Origin of the sequence: Agrobacterium sp. MCAB5 (assembly GCF_052114365.1) — a bacterium.
Classification (GTDB): Bacteria; Pseudomonadota; Alphaproteobacteria; order Rhizobiales; family Rhizobiaceae; genus Agrobacterium; species Agrobacterium tumefaciens.
This window is the reverse complement of the sequence record NZ_JBFREP010000001.1, coordinates 878,727-895,636: the sequence shown is the minus strand read 5'-3', so window position 1 is coordinate 895,636 and position 16,910 is coordinate 878,727. Positions and strand designations below refer to the sequence as shown.

The following is a 16,910-nucleotide window of genomic DNA, read 5'->3' as shown; positions in this document are numbered from 1 at the left end:
GCCTACCTGCACCCCCGTTCAAACCGCCCATTCCTCATCCGTCGTAAACACAATCGTCAGCCATCGATCCGTCCCCTCGCCGCCGAGTGCATCGCCGATCTCGTCGCGGATCGCGTCCCATTCTTCGAGACGCCGGGGTGGCCAGTTTTTCGGGACGATGAAGAAGAGTTCGATCTGGCGGCCTCGCCCCACGCGGGCGACATAGGAATAGTGCGAGGCGAAGCCGAATTTTTCGACGGCTTCGGCCGCTACCCTGTCCACATGCTGCTTGAATTCAAACGGCGTCACCAAAAGGATGTCGGCGAGCGCCTGCTTCACATTGCCGAGCGGCATGGGAATGATGATGAGGCAGACCAGCGCCAGAACGGCGGGGTCGATATAGGGCGCGATCCACTGATGCGCCGTTCCCGTCAGCCCGTAGCCGATGGCGAAGGCGAGGAACAGGGCCGCGCTCAGGAGCGCGCTCATCAGCCAGCTTTTGGCGTCCAGCGCCACGAAGGCCGATTTCAGTCTGCGGTTCTGGCGTTTGACGAACCATGCCATGACGAGCGAAACGGCAAAGCTGACGAAGGTGACGATGATGGCGTAATCGAACTCGATCGATCTGCCGCCGTCCATCAGGCTGTCGATGGCGTTGATCAGGGCATAAATCGCAGCGCCCATCAAAAGCGTGCCGTTGAGGCCGAGGACCATCGGCTCCAGATGCCAGAAGCCCATGGTGAAACGCTCTGCCAGCCGGCCACCAGGCCGTGGGGCGGCGGAAGCCGCGATCAGCCGCGCCACCAGTAGCGCCAGCACCGTCATGAAGGCATCCGTCAGGGCATAAACGCCATCGAACACCACCGCGAAAGAGCCGGAAAACAGGCCTGCACCAATGCCGAACGCGGCCAGAAGAACCGTGATGGCAATTGAGAATTTCAGCAGAGATTGTTCGGTCATGACGCGTATTTAACCTTCAAAAGCGGGCGCCGCCTTCCTATAAACAGCACAGATGGAGCGGGATAGCGAAAACTGTGGAAGGTTTTCGCCTGTAGTCACGCTTCGATTCTTTGATCTGCTGCAAACAAGACAGGACAAAACCCATGGATTTCGGCATTTCCGGCAAACGCGCCCTCGTTCTCGCCTCCTCTCGCGGCCTTGGGCTCGGCATCGCCACGGCGCTGGCGAATGAAGGCGTGAATGTTCTTCTCGTTGGCAGAAGCAGCGAAAAGCTGGACGCGAACTGCAAGACGATCAATGCACTCGGCAAGGGCAAGGCCGACTGGGTGCGGGGCGATCTTGGCGACGACAATTTCGTCGAGGCCATGGTTCAGGCCGTGAACTACAAGCTCGGCGGCATTGACATTCTCGTCAACAACACCGGTGGCCCGACGCCGGGTCTTGCGCAGGAGATCACGACCGAGAAGCTGGAGAGCTTCTTCCAGTCGATGGTGCTGCGCGTCATCACGCTCACCAATGCGCTGCTGCCGCAGATGAAGGAGCAGGGCTTTGGCCGCATCCTGACCGTTGCCTCCTCCGGCGTGTTCGAACCCATACCCAATCTGGCGCTCTCCAACACGCTGCGTGGGGCGCTGGTGGGCTGGAGCAAGACATTGTCGAGCGAAGTGGCCGGTTTCGGCATCACCTCCAACCTACTTCTGCCCGGCCGCATCCATACCGACCGCATCGACGAGCTGGATGGCGCCAATGCCAAGCGCCTGGGTAAAAGCATGGAGGAAATCCGCGAGGCTTCGGTCAAGAGCATTCCGGCAGGCAGGCTTGGCACGGTGGAAGAATTCGCCGCCGCCGGGGCTTTCCTCTGCTCGGTTCCGGCAAGCTACATCACCGGCACAATGCTGCGGGTGGATGGCGGCGCGGCGAAATCGAACTGACGCCGGTGCGACGCCGGAGCGGTCAAGAGGCCGCTCCGTAGACTACGAAGCGGTTTCTGCCGGTATTCTTGGCTTCATAGAGTGCCGTGTCGGCGCGGCGCAGCACATCGCTCGCGCTCTCGCCGGGATCGGCAAAGGCAATGCCGGCCGAACAGCTGTAACGGAAATCCGGCACATCGCTCAGCGGCGATGCCTCTGTCAACGTCGCCAGCAGCTTCTGCATGGTGCTTTCCGCGCTCAGCATTCGCGAACCGCTGAGAACGAGCAGAAACTCCTCACCGCCGATCCGCCCCACCAGATCGTCTCGGCCGATCGCGGCGGAAAGCCGGGTGGCGAAATCCTTGAGGACGAGATCGCCGCAGGCATGCCCGAAACGGTCGTTCACCGCCTTGAAATGGTCGATATCCATGATGATCACCGCAAGTGCCTGCGCCTTGTTGGGGCCAAGCATCTGGTTGAGGATATCCATGGCATAGCGGCGGTTGCCGAGGCCCGTGAGCTCGTCGCTCAGCGCCGATTTCAGCGCCCTGTCGCGCTCCTGCCGCAGATCGCGCAACTGGATGCCAAGCTCGGAAACATCGGTCACGACACACAACATCCAGCCGCCCGGCAGCGTCGTTTCCGTCGTCAGCATCCAGCGTCCATCGTTCAGGCTGGTTTCGATGGTGCGGTAAGGCAACTTGCCGCGCCTTGTCCGCGCCGAGCGCAACCACAGTTCGAAATCGGTGGTTTCGACCGCCGTTCCTGTCGAGCTGCGATACCCGCCGCGCATCAGCTCCATCCAGTTCGGAAAACCGTCCGGAGCCATGCCCAGCGCCTCGCGGAAGGCCGCATTGGCAAAGCGCAACTCATCGCTGCCATCGAAAAGGGCATAACCCTGCTGCGATGACGCCATGAGGTTCATAAGCTGGGAATGGAAAATTTCCACGTCGCCGCGAATGAGGACCTCCGGCCCGGGCGGCACATCTTGGAGGGCGGAACATGCCTGCTTGCGGGACATCTGGACTTCCGGGTTACAACGCGACAGCTACAATTAAGAAAGCTCCCTGAGGATATAGCCTTTATTTATACTTTGCGATTGCGAAAAAATATTTAATTTGCATGGCGAAACTGTATTTATAACGGAAAATTACTTTATTCTAATGTTTTAATAAACCGAGAAGTGGCGCTTGCCATTCTGCCGGGCCTGTGCAATCAACCGCCCTCCTCTGACATCGGGATGCCAAATGCGTCCCTTATTCTCACGCCGGGCCGCCTTTGGGCCGGGTGAGCATTTCTATCGGCGACAAGGATATGGCGATGACGCAAAAGCGGGCACTGGGCCTCGATTTCGGCACGACCAACACGGTCATGGCTCTTTCCGACGGCGGCGGCGAAAGCCGCTCCATGCAGTTTACCAGCAGCGCGGGCACGGATGACAGCATGCGCACCGCGCTCTCCTTCATGAAGGATTCGGGCCTTGGTGCGGCCGCCCTGCACGTGGAAGCGGGCCACGCAGCCATCAGGCAATTCATCGACAATGCGGGCGATTGCCGCTTCCTTCAGTCGATCAAGACATTTGCGGCCTCGCCGCTCTTTCAGGGCACGTTGATCTTCGCCAAGCGCCAGAGCTTCGAAGATTTGATGGACGTGTTCCTGCGCAAGCTGAAAACCTATGCGGGCGCAGAGTGGCCAAGCGACGTCTCGACCGTCATCGCCGGTCGCCCCGTGCGTTTCGCCGGCAGCAATCCGGATGAGACGCTGGCGCTCTCCCGCTACAACGAAGCGCTGACGCGTGCCGGTTTTCCCGAAATTCACTATGTCTACGAGCCGGTGGCGGCCGCCTATTATTTCGCCCAGAGCCTGAAGAAGGACGCCAATGTGCTGGTGGCGGATTTCGGCGGCGGCACCACCGACTATTCGCTGATCCGCTTCGAGACCCATGCCGGCAAGCTCTCCGCCACCCCCATCGGCCATTCCGGCGTCGGTGTCGCCGGTGACCATTTCGACTTCCGCATGATCGACAATCTGGTCTCGCCGGAAATCGGCAAGGGCAGCAAGTTCAAGAGCTTCGACAAGGTGCTGGACGTGCCTTCCGGCTACTACGTGAATTTCGGTCGCTGGAACCAGCTGTCTATCTTCAAGACCTCGAAGGAATTCACCGATCTGAAATCGCTGGTGCGCTCGGCGCTGGAGCCGGACAAGCTCGAACTCTTCATCGATCTCGTGGAGCATGACGAGGGTTATCCGCTTTATCAGTCGATTTCCGCCACCAAGATGGCGCTGTCCTCGGCCGAAGAAGCGGAATTCAACTTCGCGCCGCTCGGCAAGGCCGGCCGCAAAATGGTCAAGCGCAGCGACTTCAACAACTGGATCGCCGACGACCTCGCCAAGATCGAGGGCGCGCTGGACGAGGTTCTGGAGAAGACGCAAGTCGCGCCTGAGGCAATCGACAAGGTGTTCCTCACCGGCGGCACCTCCTTCGTGCCGGCGGTGCGCGAGCTTTTCACCCGTCGTTTCGACGCGGACCGGATCGAAACCGGCGGCGAGCTGCTCTCGATTGCCCATGGTTTGGCCATGATCGGCGAAAGCGGTGACATTCAGCGCTGGACAGCGTGATTTACGGGTTCCCCGGGCGGGGAACATGGGATAATTTCACCCCATGATCGCCGCTCACGACCTCTCCCCGGCCGAACTCGCCGCGCTTCTGCATTTCCATGCGGATGCGGGCGTGGACTGGTTGCTGGAAGACGGACCTGTTGACCGTTTCGCCGAATTTGCCGCCTCCCGCCCTGCCCGACCGGCAGCGCGTCAGGAAAGTTCTGCGCCCGCACACCAGATGGACGGCGGCACGGAGCGTCGTGCCGATGCTCCGCAGCGGCAGACGGCAGGTCGCAGCGCGCCGACAAGAGGCGCGCCGCCTGCTCCGGCACCTCAGCAGAATGTTGCCATGCCGGACGAACAGGCCGTGGCGGCTGCCCGTTTTGCGGCTGAAAGCGCAAGGTCGCTTTCCGAACTGAAAATCGCGCTTGAGGGTTTCAGCGGCTGCAACCTCAAGAACAGCGCCCGCAACACGGTATTCACCGAAGGCGACCCTGCTTGCGCCGTCATGGTCATCGGCCCGATGCCGGATGCGGATGACGACCGCGAGGGCCAGCTTTTTGCCGGCAAGACCGGGCTGCTGCTCGACCGTATGCTGGCCGCTATCGGCCTTGACCGCGCACGCATCATGCTCGGCAATGTCGTGCCCTGGCGTCCACCGGGCAACCGCCCGCCGACTCAGGCCGAAATGGATATTTGCCGCCCCTTCATCGAGCGCCAGATCGCACTTGCGGAGCCGAAACACCTGTTGCTTCTTGGCAACTTGACCGCACGTTTCTTTTTCGGCGGCACCGGAACGATCCATACGCTGCGCGGACAGTGGCGTGATGTCGCAGCCGGGCACCTGGTTTTACCGGCGCTGGCGAGCCTGCATCCGCAGGAACTTCTAAACGCACCTGCCAGTAAGTCATTGGCATGGCAGGATTTATTGGCGTTTAAGGCAAAAGTCTCCGAAGGCTGATTGCCTGATTCTTACTCAGAGTAAACGAAGTATGAAAAAAGCCATGCGTATTACGCATAACAGCGGCGCGCTGACCCGGCTTGCCGAATCCATGCTGCACTGCGATAAGCCAGCCTGTGTCTTGGGAGGAATTCGGTTTAAGGAACCAAGGCAATGACCACTCGCTTCCGTCCGGTACATTCCGGCTTTGAAACGCTCCGACTGGCGGGCCTCGGCCCTCGCTCCAGTCAGGGTTACCATCGTTTCGGCGCTGCCGCTAACGAACAGATGACCGCACGTGCTGCCATGCAGCAGGTTCGCGTCACACGTCCTGCAGCTGTCTTTGCGGATTTCCGCGAGCGCTGAGAGCATTCAGGCCGGTGTAAAACCGGTCCATATCTTTGATTGCGCGCTGGCGTCTTTCTTCGGGAAGGCGCCTTTTGCATTTGCGGGACGAGGCGCCGAAACGACAACGGCTCTGGCGTCGACGATGCCGCATGTTTGCGACCTCCGCCAAATTTGGTGCGTTACCCCTGCGGCGTGGAGGCCTTGCGTGCCGCGCGTCTCGCCAGGCCCAGCTGGTGCTCGCGGAAAATGATGAAGATGCCGGCGAAAATCACGATTGCCGTGCCGATCAGCATGGTGAGCGTTGGAATGTCTCCGAACAGGATATAGGAGACCGCTATCCCGAAAACGATGGAGCTGTATTCGAAGGGCGCGATAGTGGAGACCTCCGCGTGGCGATAGCTCTCCGTCAGGAAGATCTGTGCGACGCCGCCACAAATGCCGCTGGTGATCAACAGCACGGCCTGCTTGGTATCCAGAGCGCTCCAGCCGAAGGGTACGCTGACGAGCGACAGCAAGGTGGCCGTGAGCGAGAAATAGAGAACGATGGTCGGCGTCTTTTCCGTTTCCACCAGTTGCCGCACCTGGATCATTGCGAGACCGCCAAGTGCTGCCCCGCATAGCACGGCAATCGCGCCCAGCCCCTCGCCCGCGGCAAAACCGCCTTCACGCAACAGGGTCATCTTCGGCCACAGGATAACCAGCACGCCCATCATGCCAACGAAAACCGCGCTCCAGCGGTAGATGCGCACCTTCTCGCGCAGGATGAAGGCGGCGAACACGACGGCCAGCAGCGGTGAGGCATAACCGATGGCGATGAATTCCGGCAACGGCAGCAGCGTCAGCCCGTAAAACCCGCAGGCCATGGAGAGAATGCCGAGAAACCCGCGCTTGAAATGGCCGATGAGATTGTTGGTGTGCAGCGCGCTCGTCAGCGCATGCAGCCAGGCAAGATAAACGACAATGGGGATGATGGCGAAAGCGGAGCGGAAGAAAGTGATCTGACCGGCCGGCACATCGGGACCAGAGGCCTTGATACAAGTCTGCATCACCAGAAAAAAGCCAACCGAAATCAGCTTCAGGCTTATCCCCCGAAAGGGATTTGTCGGTTCGGCGTTCATCTGCAGTTACTCATATCGGCTGCGCAAACACGCCATCGGGAGATTGTTCATGCGGGGGAGGACGACGCGGGGGAATTGGATTTGCACAAGGCTAGAGCATTCCCGAAGCGCTTTACAACAAAAAATGTTATTTACCCATGAATTCCGTTGATCTGGTGAGGCGCAGGATTGCTTTCCCCGGCTTGTGGCCTCCTCCCCCCCATTGTTCAGGCCTTCGGCCCTGATGGCGACGTGAGAATCAGACCAAAAGCGACACGCGCTAAAATTTGAAGAAAATAAAATACAATTTCAGCAATCGTTCAACATTTGCTGGCATGGTCCGCAGGTCCGGCAGCGACAGAATCGTCTGCAGGGCCGGCAAAGCCTTCCATGGCAGGACAGAACGTCCTCCCGATGCGCACATGATTGTGACGAATACTCTACCTATTTTACATCCGGGCCTTATGACGACATGATGCCCGGAGGACAACGACAAAGTTATTCAGGAACAGTCATGCGAACAGACACGGGCCAGATCGTTCACCTGGCAGATTACCGCCCCACCGATTTCGTTCTGGAGCGGGTGGATCTCACCTTCGAACTCGACCCCAAGAATACCAAGGTCGAAGCCCGTCTGATCTTTCATCGCCGAGAGGGCGTCGATGTGTCAGCGCCGCTCGTTCTCGATGGCGACGAGTTGACGCTTTCGGGCCTGCTGCTTGATCAGGTGGACATTCCCGCAAGCCAATATGACGCGACGCCTGATAGCCTGACGATCCGCGATCTGCCTGCAGAGACGCCCTTCGAGATCTGTGTCACCAATTACATCAATCCGCAGGTCAATACGCAGCTGATGGGGCTTTACCGCACCAACGGCGTTTATTGCACCCAGTGCGAGGCGGAAGGTTTCCGCCGCATCACCTATTTCCCGGACCGGCCCGATGTTCTGGCACCCTATACGGTGACGATCATCGCCGCGAAGGAGGGCAATCCGCTGCTGTTGTCGAACGGCAACTTCCTCGGCGGCGGCAATTACGATGAAGGCCGCCACTTTGCAGCCTGGTTCGATCCGCACCCGAAACCCAGCTATCTCTTTGCGCTTGTCGCCGGCGATCTCGGCGTGGTGGAAGACACGTTCACCACCCTTTCCGGCCGCGAAGTGGCGCTGAAGATCTATGTCGAGCATGGCAAGGAGCCGCGCGCGGCCTATGCCATGGATGCGCTGAAGCGCTCGATGAAGTGGGATGAGGAACGCTTCGGCCGTGAATACGACCTCGATATCTTCATGATCGTCGCCGTGTCCGATTTCAACATGGGCGCGATGGAGAACAAGGGTCTCAACGTCTTCAACGACAAATTCGTGCTGGCCGACCCGGAAACCGCCTCCGATGCAGACTACGCCAATATCGAGCGCATCATCGCGCATGAATATTTCCACAACTGGACCGGCAACCGCATTACCTGCCGCGACTGGTTTCAGCTGTGCCTAAAAGAAGGCCTGACGGTCTATCGTGACCAGGAATTTTCCGCCGACATGCGCTCGCGCCCGGTCAAGCGCATCGCCGATGTGCGTCACCTGAAATCGGAGCAGTTTCCAGAGGATTCCGGTCCGCTGGCCCATCCACCACGCCCCGATACCTATCGCGAAATCAACAACTTCTACACGACGACCGTTTATGAAAAGGGCGCCGAAGTCACCCGCATGATCGCCACGATCCTTGGCGAAGACGACTTCAAGAAAGGCATGGACCTTTATTTCGAACGTCATGACGGCGAAGCGGCGACTGTTGAGGATTTCGTCAAGAGTTTTGCCGATGCCAGCGGCCGCGACCTGTCGCAGTTTTCGCTGTGGTACACCGAGGCCGGCACGCCGCTCGTCTCCGTTTCCTCCGCCTACGATGCCGCCAAGGCGACCTTCAGGCTGACGCTGGAACAGACCGTCGCACCAACGCCCGGCCAACCGGTGAAGCAACCGCGTCATATTCCGCTGTCGCTGGCGCTGATTCTCGACAATGGCCAGATCGCCGAGCCGCAGGCTGTCACGGGCGGCGAATACCGCGACGGCGTGCTGCATCTGACCGAACGCAACCAGACATTCTCCTTCTCCGGCATTTCATCGCGCCCAGTGCTGTCGCTCAACCGCAGCTTCTCGGCGCCGATCAACCTGCATTTCGAACAGAGTGCTGCCGATCTGGTGCAGGTCGCCCGGCACGAGACGGATATGTTTGCCCGTTTCCAGGCGCTTACCGATCTCGCTTTGCCGGCGCTGATTGCCGCCACCAGGGCCGTGCAGAACGGCCAAGAAGTACGCTCGGACGCCGACCTTATCGCAACGTTGATCGAAATCGTCGGCGACGCTTCGCTTGAACCCGCTTTCCGGGCGCAGGCGCTGGCGCTGCCGAGCGAAACGGACATCGCTCGCGAACTGGGCGGCAATACCGACCCGGACGCCATCCACAAGGCACGCAACGCGACGATCAAGGCCATTGCCACGGCCGGTATCGAGACGCTCCGCCGGCTCGCCGACAGTGACGGAAATGGTGAAGCCTACAGCCCCGATGCTGACAGCGCCGGACGGCGTTCGCTTCGCAACGGCGCGTTGAGCTTCCTTGCTTTTGCCGAGGGAACGCCTGACAGGGCGGCAAAGGCCTATGCCAGCGCCACCAACATGACAGATCTTGCGCATGCGCTTGGTGTGCTGACCCAACGTTTCCCCGACAGCGCGGAGACAAAGGAGGCGCTTGCCGCCTTCGAAGCCCGCTTTGCCGACAATGCGCTGGTTCTCGACAAATGGTTCTCGCTGCAGGCCGCCATTCCTGGCGACGGCGCGCTGGAACGTATCAAGGCGCTGATGACGTCGAAACACTTCATCGCCTCCAATCCCAACCGGGTACGGTCGCTGGTGGGCACGCTCGCCTTCTCCAACCCTACCGGTTTCCACCGCGCCGATGGTGCCGCCTACCGGTTCCTCGCCGAGCAGATCATAGCCATCGACAAGCGTAACCCGCAGCTTGCCGCGCGCATTCTCACCTCCATGCGCTCCTGGCGGTCGCTGGAAGCAAGCCGCGCCGAACACGCCAAGGCAGCGCTTTCGACAATCGCCGAAGCAAAAGGTCTTTCGACGGATGTCAGCGATATCGTCGGGCGTATTCTGAAAGGATAATACCCGGCGAACATTCGCCAACTCCCCTATTCCGGACAATGCCTGTGCGCCGTCTTGATTTCCGTCAAGGCGGCGCAACGCATTGCGCGACACAATCGTCAGCGACAGGCCGGAACGCGGCCGCAAGCGAAAAGGGACTTCAAATGACGGATATTTCCAACACCAGCAATTCGTTCCAGCGTTTCATCACCGAGGCCCCGGCCCATCAGGCTGTCTGGCTTCAGGCCGTGCAGGGGTTGGGTGCGGCGTCCACGCTGGATGCCAAGACGCAATGCCTGGTCTATATCGGCATTCTCGCCGCACTGCGGCTTGAAGGCGGTGTGGCATTTCATGTGCTGGAAGCCAAAGCGCATGGCGCAAGCCGTGACGATATCATCAGCGCGGTGCTGACCGGGCTTCCCGCTGCCGGAAACGGCGTTCTCGGCGCACTTGGACCTGCTCTTGAAGCTTTCGACAAGGCTTGAGAACCACCGGACGTAACACACCGGAACGTCCCAGACCTACTATCGGGGTGTCGGTTTTTCCAATGCCTGGCGCCGCTGTGCAGACCGTAACGCGCTGTCCCGAAAAAATACGGAGTCGGTTCAAGGGGTTAAAATTCTTTTAACTTTTGCCTCTGGACAGGGCGAATCGCATTTGATTCACTATGCCTATTCGAGCGGCGGCGCTTCGAATCAGTGGGGATATCTTGAAGGCGGGACAATGACGAACGTGCGGCGGGCGACTGCGGGCGATGAGCGGCCGTATGCCAAATTTTCTGATCTTGCGGCCTGGGGCGAAAGGCTTTCCAGCGACCTGATGGGTTTGATGAACGGCTCCGACCGCCCGATGCCGCAGGTCGAGACCCTGCTGAAGCGCCTCATTCCCATTCTCATTCTTGCATTTCTCGTCGTCATCGCGGCGTCACGCATGCTGGGCATCGTTGCCGAATATAGCCGCATGGAAGAGGCAGCCCGCCACTCTACCGCACTGACAGCGCTGACGGCCAAAGCAGCCCTTATCAACAACGGTATTGTCTTTGCCTCGCAAGAGCGCACCCGCGCCGAGGCGAGCCTTGCCGCAGCGCTGCCTTCGGGCAGCCTTGCTGATGGCACCATGGTGCTTCTGTCGGGCAGCAACGGCCGGATTTTCGCCGGCGCCGGCAAGGGCGCCACGCTTTATATCGGCACCTCCCTGCCGGCTTTGCTTCCCGAAATCGCCATTGTTCAGCGTTTTCCCGGCGCGCCCGGCACCATCGAAACGAATATCGACAACCAGCCGCATTATGCGACGATGATCCCCTTCGGCGACGATGGCGGCATGGTCATCGCGGCGCGCTCGCTTGAGCCGATCCGTTCTTTCTGGCGCAGCGAAATCGCCATGAACGTGACGCTGTTTGCCGGAATCTCCTCGATCCTTCTCGTCGTGCTCTACGCCTATTACATGCAGGTCAAACGCGCCCGCGACGCTGACGACATCTTCGCTGAATCGAACCTGCGGGTGGAGACGGCGCTGTCACGTGGCCGCTGCGGCCTGTGGGACTTCGATCTTTCCACGCGGCGCATGTTCTGGTCCGGCTCGCTCTACGAAATCCTCGGCAGACCGCCGAAGGCCGCACCGCTGTCCTTTTCCGATGCGGCGCGCATGATGCATTCCGAAGATGGGAACCTCTACGAGCTTGCCCGTGCTGTCGGCTGCGGTGATCTGCGCCAGATCGACCAGATCTTCCGCATGCGCCACGCGAAAGGCCACTATGTCTGGCTGCGCGCCCGCGCCCAGGTCATCCGCACCAATAATGGCCCGCGCGTCATCGGCATCGCCATGGACGTGACCGAGCAGCACCGCCTTGCTCAACGTTATGCCGAGGCAGACCAGCGCCTTGCAGACGCCATCGAATCCACCTCGGAAGCCTTCGTGCTGTGGGACAAGAACGACCGTCTCGTCATGTGCAACACCCATTACCAGAAGGCTTACGGCCTGCCGGACAGCGTTCTGGTAGCGGGCACCGAAAAGAGCGCCGTGCAGGCGGCTGCGGCACGCCCGGTCGTGGAGCGGCGCGTTGCGGACCCCGATCAGTCTGGCCTTTCGCGCATGACGGAAGTGCAGCTTGCCGATGATCGCTGGTTACAGATCAATGAACGCCGCACCCGTGACGGCGGCCTCGTCTCCGTCGGCACCGACATTACGCTTCTGAAGCGCCATCAGGAGCGCCTGCGTGACTCCGAACGCCGGCTGATGGCCACCATCGGCGATCTTTCCGCCTCGCAGCATAAGCTGGAGCGGCAGAAGACGGAGCTTTCAGACGCCAACGCCAATTATCTCGCCGAAAAAGAGCGCGCCCAGGCGGCAAACCTCGCAAAGTCCGAATTCCTCGCCAATATGAGCCATGAGCTGCGCACGCCGCTCAACGCCATTCTCGGCTTTTCCGACATCCTGCAAAACGAGATGTTCGGCCCGGTTGGCTCGCCGAAATATTCCGAATATGCCCGGGATATCCACGACAGCGGCAAGCACCTCCTAAATGTCATCAACGACATTCTCGATATGTCCAAGATCGAAGCCGGCCATATGCGGATCAACCGCGAGACGATCGATCTCGCGCCGCTGATCGAGGAAACCCTGCGGCTGACCGCCATCCAGGCGGAACAGAAGAACATCACCGTGCAGCAGAAGGTCTGCGCCGGGCTGACGATGCAGGGCGACCGCCGCGCCATGAAGCAGATCATGCTCAACCTTCTGTCCAATGCCGTGAAGTTCACCGGTAATGGCGGCCGCGTAGCGTTGCGCACCCATGTGCATCAGGCCGCCATGATCCTCACCATCGCCGATACCGGCATCGGTATTCCCGCCGAGGCGCTCGACAAGATTGGCCAGCCCTTCGAGCAGGTGCAGAGCCAATACGCCAAAAGCCAGGGCGGCTCAGGCCTCGGGCTCGCCATCTCGCGCTCGCTCGTCAGGCTGCATGGCGGCACGATGAAAATCCGCTCCTGCGAAGGCAGGGGCACGGTGGTAACGATTATCATCCCGCATGCGGCAGGGTGCTGTGGCACGGTGCATTGAAGCTTCGTGGGTGTGGCGTGCGCCCCTTTGCGCTGGTGGGTGTGGTTTACCCCCCTCTGCCCTGCCGGGCATCTCCCCCACAAGGAGGGAGATCGGCAAGACGTGCTGTCGCCACTTCATTCTCGAACGTCGAGATGGGCAATACCTCGCCGCATATCGATCTCCCCACCTGTGGGGGAGATGCCCGGCAGGGCAGAGGGGGATGAAGCGGCACCCGCCGCATATGACATGACGGTTTCTCACCGTGACAACCAATAATTTCCTATATCAAAAGCGCTTCAATCCCTGAATTTTCTCGACATCATTATCGGCAAGGCGTTTGCCAAACCTTATGATATTGACGAGGCCGTCGCTGGCCTCCGGTTCCGGATTTACATAAATTCCAACAAATCGCGTGATCGTACCTGTCACGTTTCGTCGAAAAGAGGGTAACGCGATTGTCCCTTGCATGATAACGGCACTGTTGCCGCTGTCTCCAACCAGCTCGAACTCTACGTCGTAGTAACCCGCTTCGTGCGGCTCGTCCGGCAACCGCGCCGGATCGATGCTCAGAATGCAAGCCTTACCCAGACTAAAACGATCCAGAATCTTTCTTATCCGGCACCCACCATCACCCGCCATTCTTCACCGTTGCCACAAACGCCTTCCTGACAACCTTCGCCAGCCGCTTCACCTCGCCCTCCAGCGTGGAAATATCCGGGCAATCCCCGGCCCGGCAAACCAGATCGATAAGACCGGCAGGCGCTTCCTTCGGATTGAAAGCACCGTCGATGCACAGCCGCACGATCTGCGATATCTCGGTGTAAAGCGCCGTCGCCGCCATGCAGTCGTCGAAGGATTGCTGCTCCATCACCGGGGCGGCCAGCACCTGCAATGCCTCTGCCGTGTTGCGACCCGGTTCGTGCGGCTGGAGACCCCTGGCGGGACCGACCAAAGCCAGATATTGGGCGATGAATTCGAGGTCGATCAGCCCACCATTGATGAGCTTGAAGTCCCAAATGTTCTCCGGCGGCTTCTCCTGCTCGATGAGGCTGCGCATCTCCAGCACGTCAGCAGAAACCTTCGCCACATCGCGTTTTTGCGAAAGGATCGAGGCGATGATGCCGCGCGCATCTTCCATCAGCGAGGCTTCGCCACAGATCAGGCGAGCGCGGGAAAGCGCCATATGTTCCCAGGTCCAGGCTTCCTCGCGCTGGTATTTCTCAAAGGCGGAAATGCGCGTCGCCACCGGCCCCTTGTTGCCGGAGGGGCGAAGCCGCATGTCCACCTCGTAAAGCACCCCCTCGGCCGTGGGCGCCGATAGTGCGGCAATCAGCCTTTGGGTGACGCGAGTGAAGTAACGCACCACATCGAGCGGTTTTGCGCCGATCGATTCATGGGCGGCATCGTCGTAATCGTAGAGGAGAATAAGGTCGACATCCGAACCCGCGGTCAGTTCGAAGGAGCCGAGCTTGCCCATGCCCATCACGGCCACGCGCCCGCCCGGATATGGCCCATGTGCCGTCTCCATCTCCGAGAGAACGGCATTCAGGGCCGCTTCAATAACCAGATCGGCAAGATGGGTGAAGGCGCGGGCGGCGATCTCGCCACGGATCGCGCCTGTCAACAGCCGCACGCCGATGAGAAAGCGCTGCTCGGCGGCGAAAATACGGAGCCGGTCGAGAATATCCTCGTAGTGGCGGGCATTGGAAAGGAAATTGCCCATGCGCTGGGCAAGATATTCGCGCGTCGGCACGTCGCTCATCAGCGCCGGGTCCAGCATGCCGTCAAAAACATGCGGGCGGGCGGCGATGATTTCGGCAAGGCGCGGGGCCGACGACATGATCGTCACCAGCAGCGACAGCAGCGCCTGATTGTTGCCGAGCAGCGAGAAGAGCTGGATGCCCGCCGGTAGCCCGGAGAGGAAATTATCAAAGCGCAGCAGCGCCTCATCCGCCCGCTTGCTTTCGCCAAAGGCGCGCAGCAGATCCGGCGTCAGCTCCGTCAGCCGCTCGCGCGCCTCGACCGATTGCGTTGCCCGGTAGCGGCCATTGTGCCAGGTGCGGATGACGCGGGAAATATCCTCCGGCCGCTGAAAACCAAGTGCTGAGAGGGTTTTCAGCGTATCTGGATCGTCCTTCTGGCCCGTGAAGACCAGATTGCCTGCCTCACCGGAGAGTTTCGTCTCCTGTTCGAACAGCGCCGAATAACGGCGCTCCACCAGCCGCAGCACCTTTTCCAGCTTCTCGGAAAACGCCTTGGTATCTTCAAAACCGAGCATGAAGGCAATACGCTTCAGTTCAGTTTCGGTGTCGGGCAGCACGTGGGTCTGCTCGTCGCGCACCATCTGGATGCGGTGTTCCACTTCGCGCAGGAACCAGTAGGCTTCAGTCAGGCTGTCGCGCGTTTCGGCATCGATCCATTTCGCTTCGGTGAGCGCCGCAAGCGCCTCCTGCGTCGCGCGGACCCTGAGCGTCGGCATACGGCCGCCGGCAATCAGCTGCTGCGTCTGCGCGAAGAACTCGATCTCGCGGATGCCGCCGCGTCCGAGCTTGACGTTATGGCCCTTAACCGCAATCGCGCCATGGCCCTTATGCGCATGGATCTGCCGCTTGATGGAGTGAATATCGGCAATCGCCGCGTAATCGAGATATTTGCGGAAGATGAAAGGCGTCAGTTCGCGCAGGAAATTGTCGCCGGCCTTCAGATCGCCGGCCACCGGCCGCGCCTTGATATAGGCGGCGCGTTCCCAGTTCTGGCCCCTGCCCTCGTAATAAAGCAGCGCCGCTTCCACGGGAATGGCGAGCGGTGTCGAGCCGGGGTCTGGCCGGAGCCTCAAATCGGTGCGGAAGACGTAACCGTCTGCCGTGCGTTCCTGCATGATACGCACGAGGCGGCGCATCATGCGGCCGAAATTCTCTGTCGCAGCATAGGGATCGTCGATAATGCCAGCAGAGGGTTCAAAGAACACCACTGCGTCGATGTCCGAGGAATAGTTCAGTTCGCGCGCGCCGAGCTTGCCCATGCCAAGCACGATCAGGCCGGAACCTTCGCTTGGCGCGGCCACGTTCTTCAGTTTGAGCTTGCCGGTCTCATGGCCGACAAGCAGCAGGTGGTCGATGGCGGCCGACAGCGAAGCATCCGCCATGTCGCTCAGCCAGCGCGTGGTATCGCGGGCAGTGAAGATGCGCGCGAGATCGGCAAGCGCGGCGACGAAGGAAAGCCGACGCTTGGCGATCCTCAAGCGCGACATCACCTCGTTTTCGACGGGCACGCCGCCCTCTTGCCCCGGCTTCCAGCAATCGCGCGCTTCACGGACGAGATCGGCCAGTAGTGGCTCCAGCGGCTTCGAAATCGCGAGCGTCAGCAGCCCCTCATCCGCCGCGGCCATGTCGCGCAGATAGGGCGACAGCGTGAAAGCCGCAGCGATGAAGTCCTTCAGCGGGCTTTCGGCGGCAAGAAGCGCGGCCACAGCTGGCTCGCCCTTGGCGATATCCTTCAGCGTGGAGAGAACGGATTTCAGTTCCGTCTGCGTATAGGGGCGGATAACTCCCGGCAGAACCTCGCTCAGCCGCCTTTCAGCGGTTTCCCGTTTCGTCACTGTCTCTCTCCCTCTCCCGAGCGACCCATCCTTGCGCTTCGACCGTGCCTGATTCTCAGGAAGGATCGCTCCCCGCAAAATCGTCCTGCCGCCACGCATTGTCGAAGCTTCCGGGCGCATACACTCCGCGTTGTAACAAATGCGTGGCGCTTTGCGATCAGGAAAACCGTTTTTGCCGATCTTTTCCGAGGTCCGGCCTGAGGAAGCGCCATTTCAGTCGTGGCCGGCAATCTCGCGTAATGTCTCCGCAATTATGCCCACGTAGCGTCCTGCTCAACGAAACCCGACTCCC

General features: G+C 60.3%; 12 protein-coding genes. 7 read left to right on the top strand and 5 right to left on the bottom strand.

The genetic code is table 11. The annotated features are described in order from the left end of the window. Positions 1-18: 18 nt before the first annotated feature. A complete protein-coding gene (locus tag AB4Z23_RS04415; protein WP_174049285.1) occupies positions 19-939 on the bottom strand; it encodes a cation diffusion facilitator family transporter in 921 nt (306 codons plus the stop codon). A gap of 143 nt (positions 940-1,082) precedes the next feature. On the opposite strand from AB4Z23_RS04415, the gene AB4Z23_RS04410 reads away from it, so the two are divergent. Continuing rightward, entirely contained in the window at positions 1,083-1,871 is a 789-nt protein-coding gene (locus AB4Z23_RS04410) for an SDR family oxidoreductase (protein WP_421477968.1), read from the top strand. A gap of 22 nt (positions 1,872-1,893) precedes the next feature. Here the strand turns inward: AB4Z23_RS04410 and AB4Z23_RS04405 are convergent, their stop codons facing one another. Then, positions 1,894-2,871 carry a sensor domain-containing diguanylate cyclase gene (locus AB4Z23_RS04405; RefSeq protein WP_038490403.1) on the bottom strand — a complete coding sequence of 326 codons (978 nt, stop codon included), beginning with the start codon at positions 2,869-2,871 and terminating at the stop codon, positions 1,894-1,896. A 299-nt stretch (positions 2,872-3,170) separates the two neighbouring features. On the opposite strand from AB4Z23_RS04405, the gene AB4Z23_RS04400 reads away from it, so the two are divergent. The 3 genes from AB4Z23_RS04400 to AB4Z23_RS04390 all read left to right on the top strand — a co-directional run bounded on the left by AB4Z23_RS04400 (position 3,171) and on the right by AB4Z23_RS04390 (position 5,757). Continuing rightward, a complete protein-coding gene (locus tag AB4Z23_RS04400) occupies positions 3,171-4,469 on the top strand; it encodes an Hsp70 family protein (RefSeq protein WP_003512167.1) in 1,299 nt (432 codons plus the stop codon). Between the two features lie 43 nt (positions 4,470-4,512). Then, complete coding sequence (locus AB4Z23_RS04395) at positions 4,513-5,412, top strand: uracil-DNA glycosylase (protein ID WP_441360007.1); 900 nt, start codon at positions 4,513-4,515, stop codon at positions 5,410-5,412. Positions 5,413-5,565: 153 nt separating this feature from the next. Beyond that, positions 5,566-5,757, top strand: coding sequence for a hypothetical protein (locus AB4Z23_RS04390; RefSeq protein ID WP_003497027.1), 192 nt, complete (start codon positions 5,566-5,568; stop codon positions 5,755-5,757). A 161-nt stretch (positions 5,758-5,918) separates the two neighbouring features. On the opposite strand, the gene AB4Z23_RS04385 is transcribed toward AB4Z23_RS04390, so the two are convergent. Then, complete coding sequence (locus tag AB4Z23_RS04385; RefSeq protein WP_003512165.1) at positions 5,919-6,857, bottom strand: DMT family transporter; 939 nt, start codon at positions 6,855-6,857, stop codon at positions 5,919-5,921. Positions 6,858-7,350: 493 nt separating this feature from the next. Between AB4Z23_RS04385 and pepN the strand changes: the two genes are divergently transcribed. From pepN to AB4Z23_RS04370, 3 genes are all read left to right on the top strand, one after another. After that, the gene (pepN, locus tag AB4Z23_RS04380; RefSeq protein WP_421477966.1) at positions 7,351-9,999 is read left to right on the top strand and encodes an aminopeptidase N; all 2,649 of its coding nucleotides are present in this window, start codon (positions 7,351-7,353) and stop codon (positions 9,997-9,999) included. Between the two features lie 143 nt (positions 10,000-10,142). Continuing rightward, on the top strand, positions 10,143-10,463 hold the full coding sequence (locus tag AB4Z23_RS04375; RefSeq protein ID WP_003512161.1) for a carboxymuconolactone decarboxylase family protein: 321 nt from the start codon (positions 10,143-10,145) through the stop codon (positions 10,461-10,463). A gap of 238 nt (positions 10,464-10,701) precedes the next feature. Continuing rightward, positions 10,702-13,038: a PAS domain-containing sensor histidine kinase gene (locus AB4Z23_RS04370; protein WP_019564062.1), complete on the top strand. Its 2,337-nt coding sequence runs from the start codon at positions 10,702-10,704 to the stop codon at positions 13,036-13,038. Between the two features lie 267 nt (positions 13,039-13,305). Here the strand turns inward: AB4Z23_RS04370 and AB4Z23_RS04365 are convergent, their stop codons facing one another. Both AB4Z23_RS04365 and AB4Z23_RS04360 read right to left on the bottom strand, forming a co-directional pair. Beyond that, positions 13,306-13,659, bottom strand: coding sequence for a hypothetical protein (locus AB4Z23_RS04365; RefSeq protein WP_421477965.1), 354 nt, complete (start codon positions 13,657-13,659; stop codon positions 13,306-13,308). Then, positions 13,649-16,618, bottom strand: a complete 2,970-nt coding sequence (locus tag AB4Z23_RS04360; RefSeq protein WP_441360006.1) for a bifunctional [glutamine synthetase] adenylyltransferase/[glutamine synthetase]-adenylyl-L-tyrosine phosphorylase — start codon at positions 16,616-16,618, stop codon at positions 13,649-13,651. The genes AB4Z23_RS04365 and AB4Z23_RS04360 overlap by 11 nt, the downstream gene beginning before the upstream one ends. Positions 16,619-16,910 lie beyond the last annotated feature (292 nt).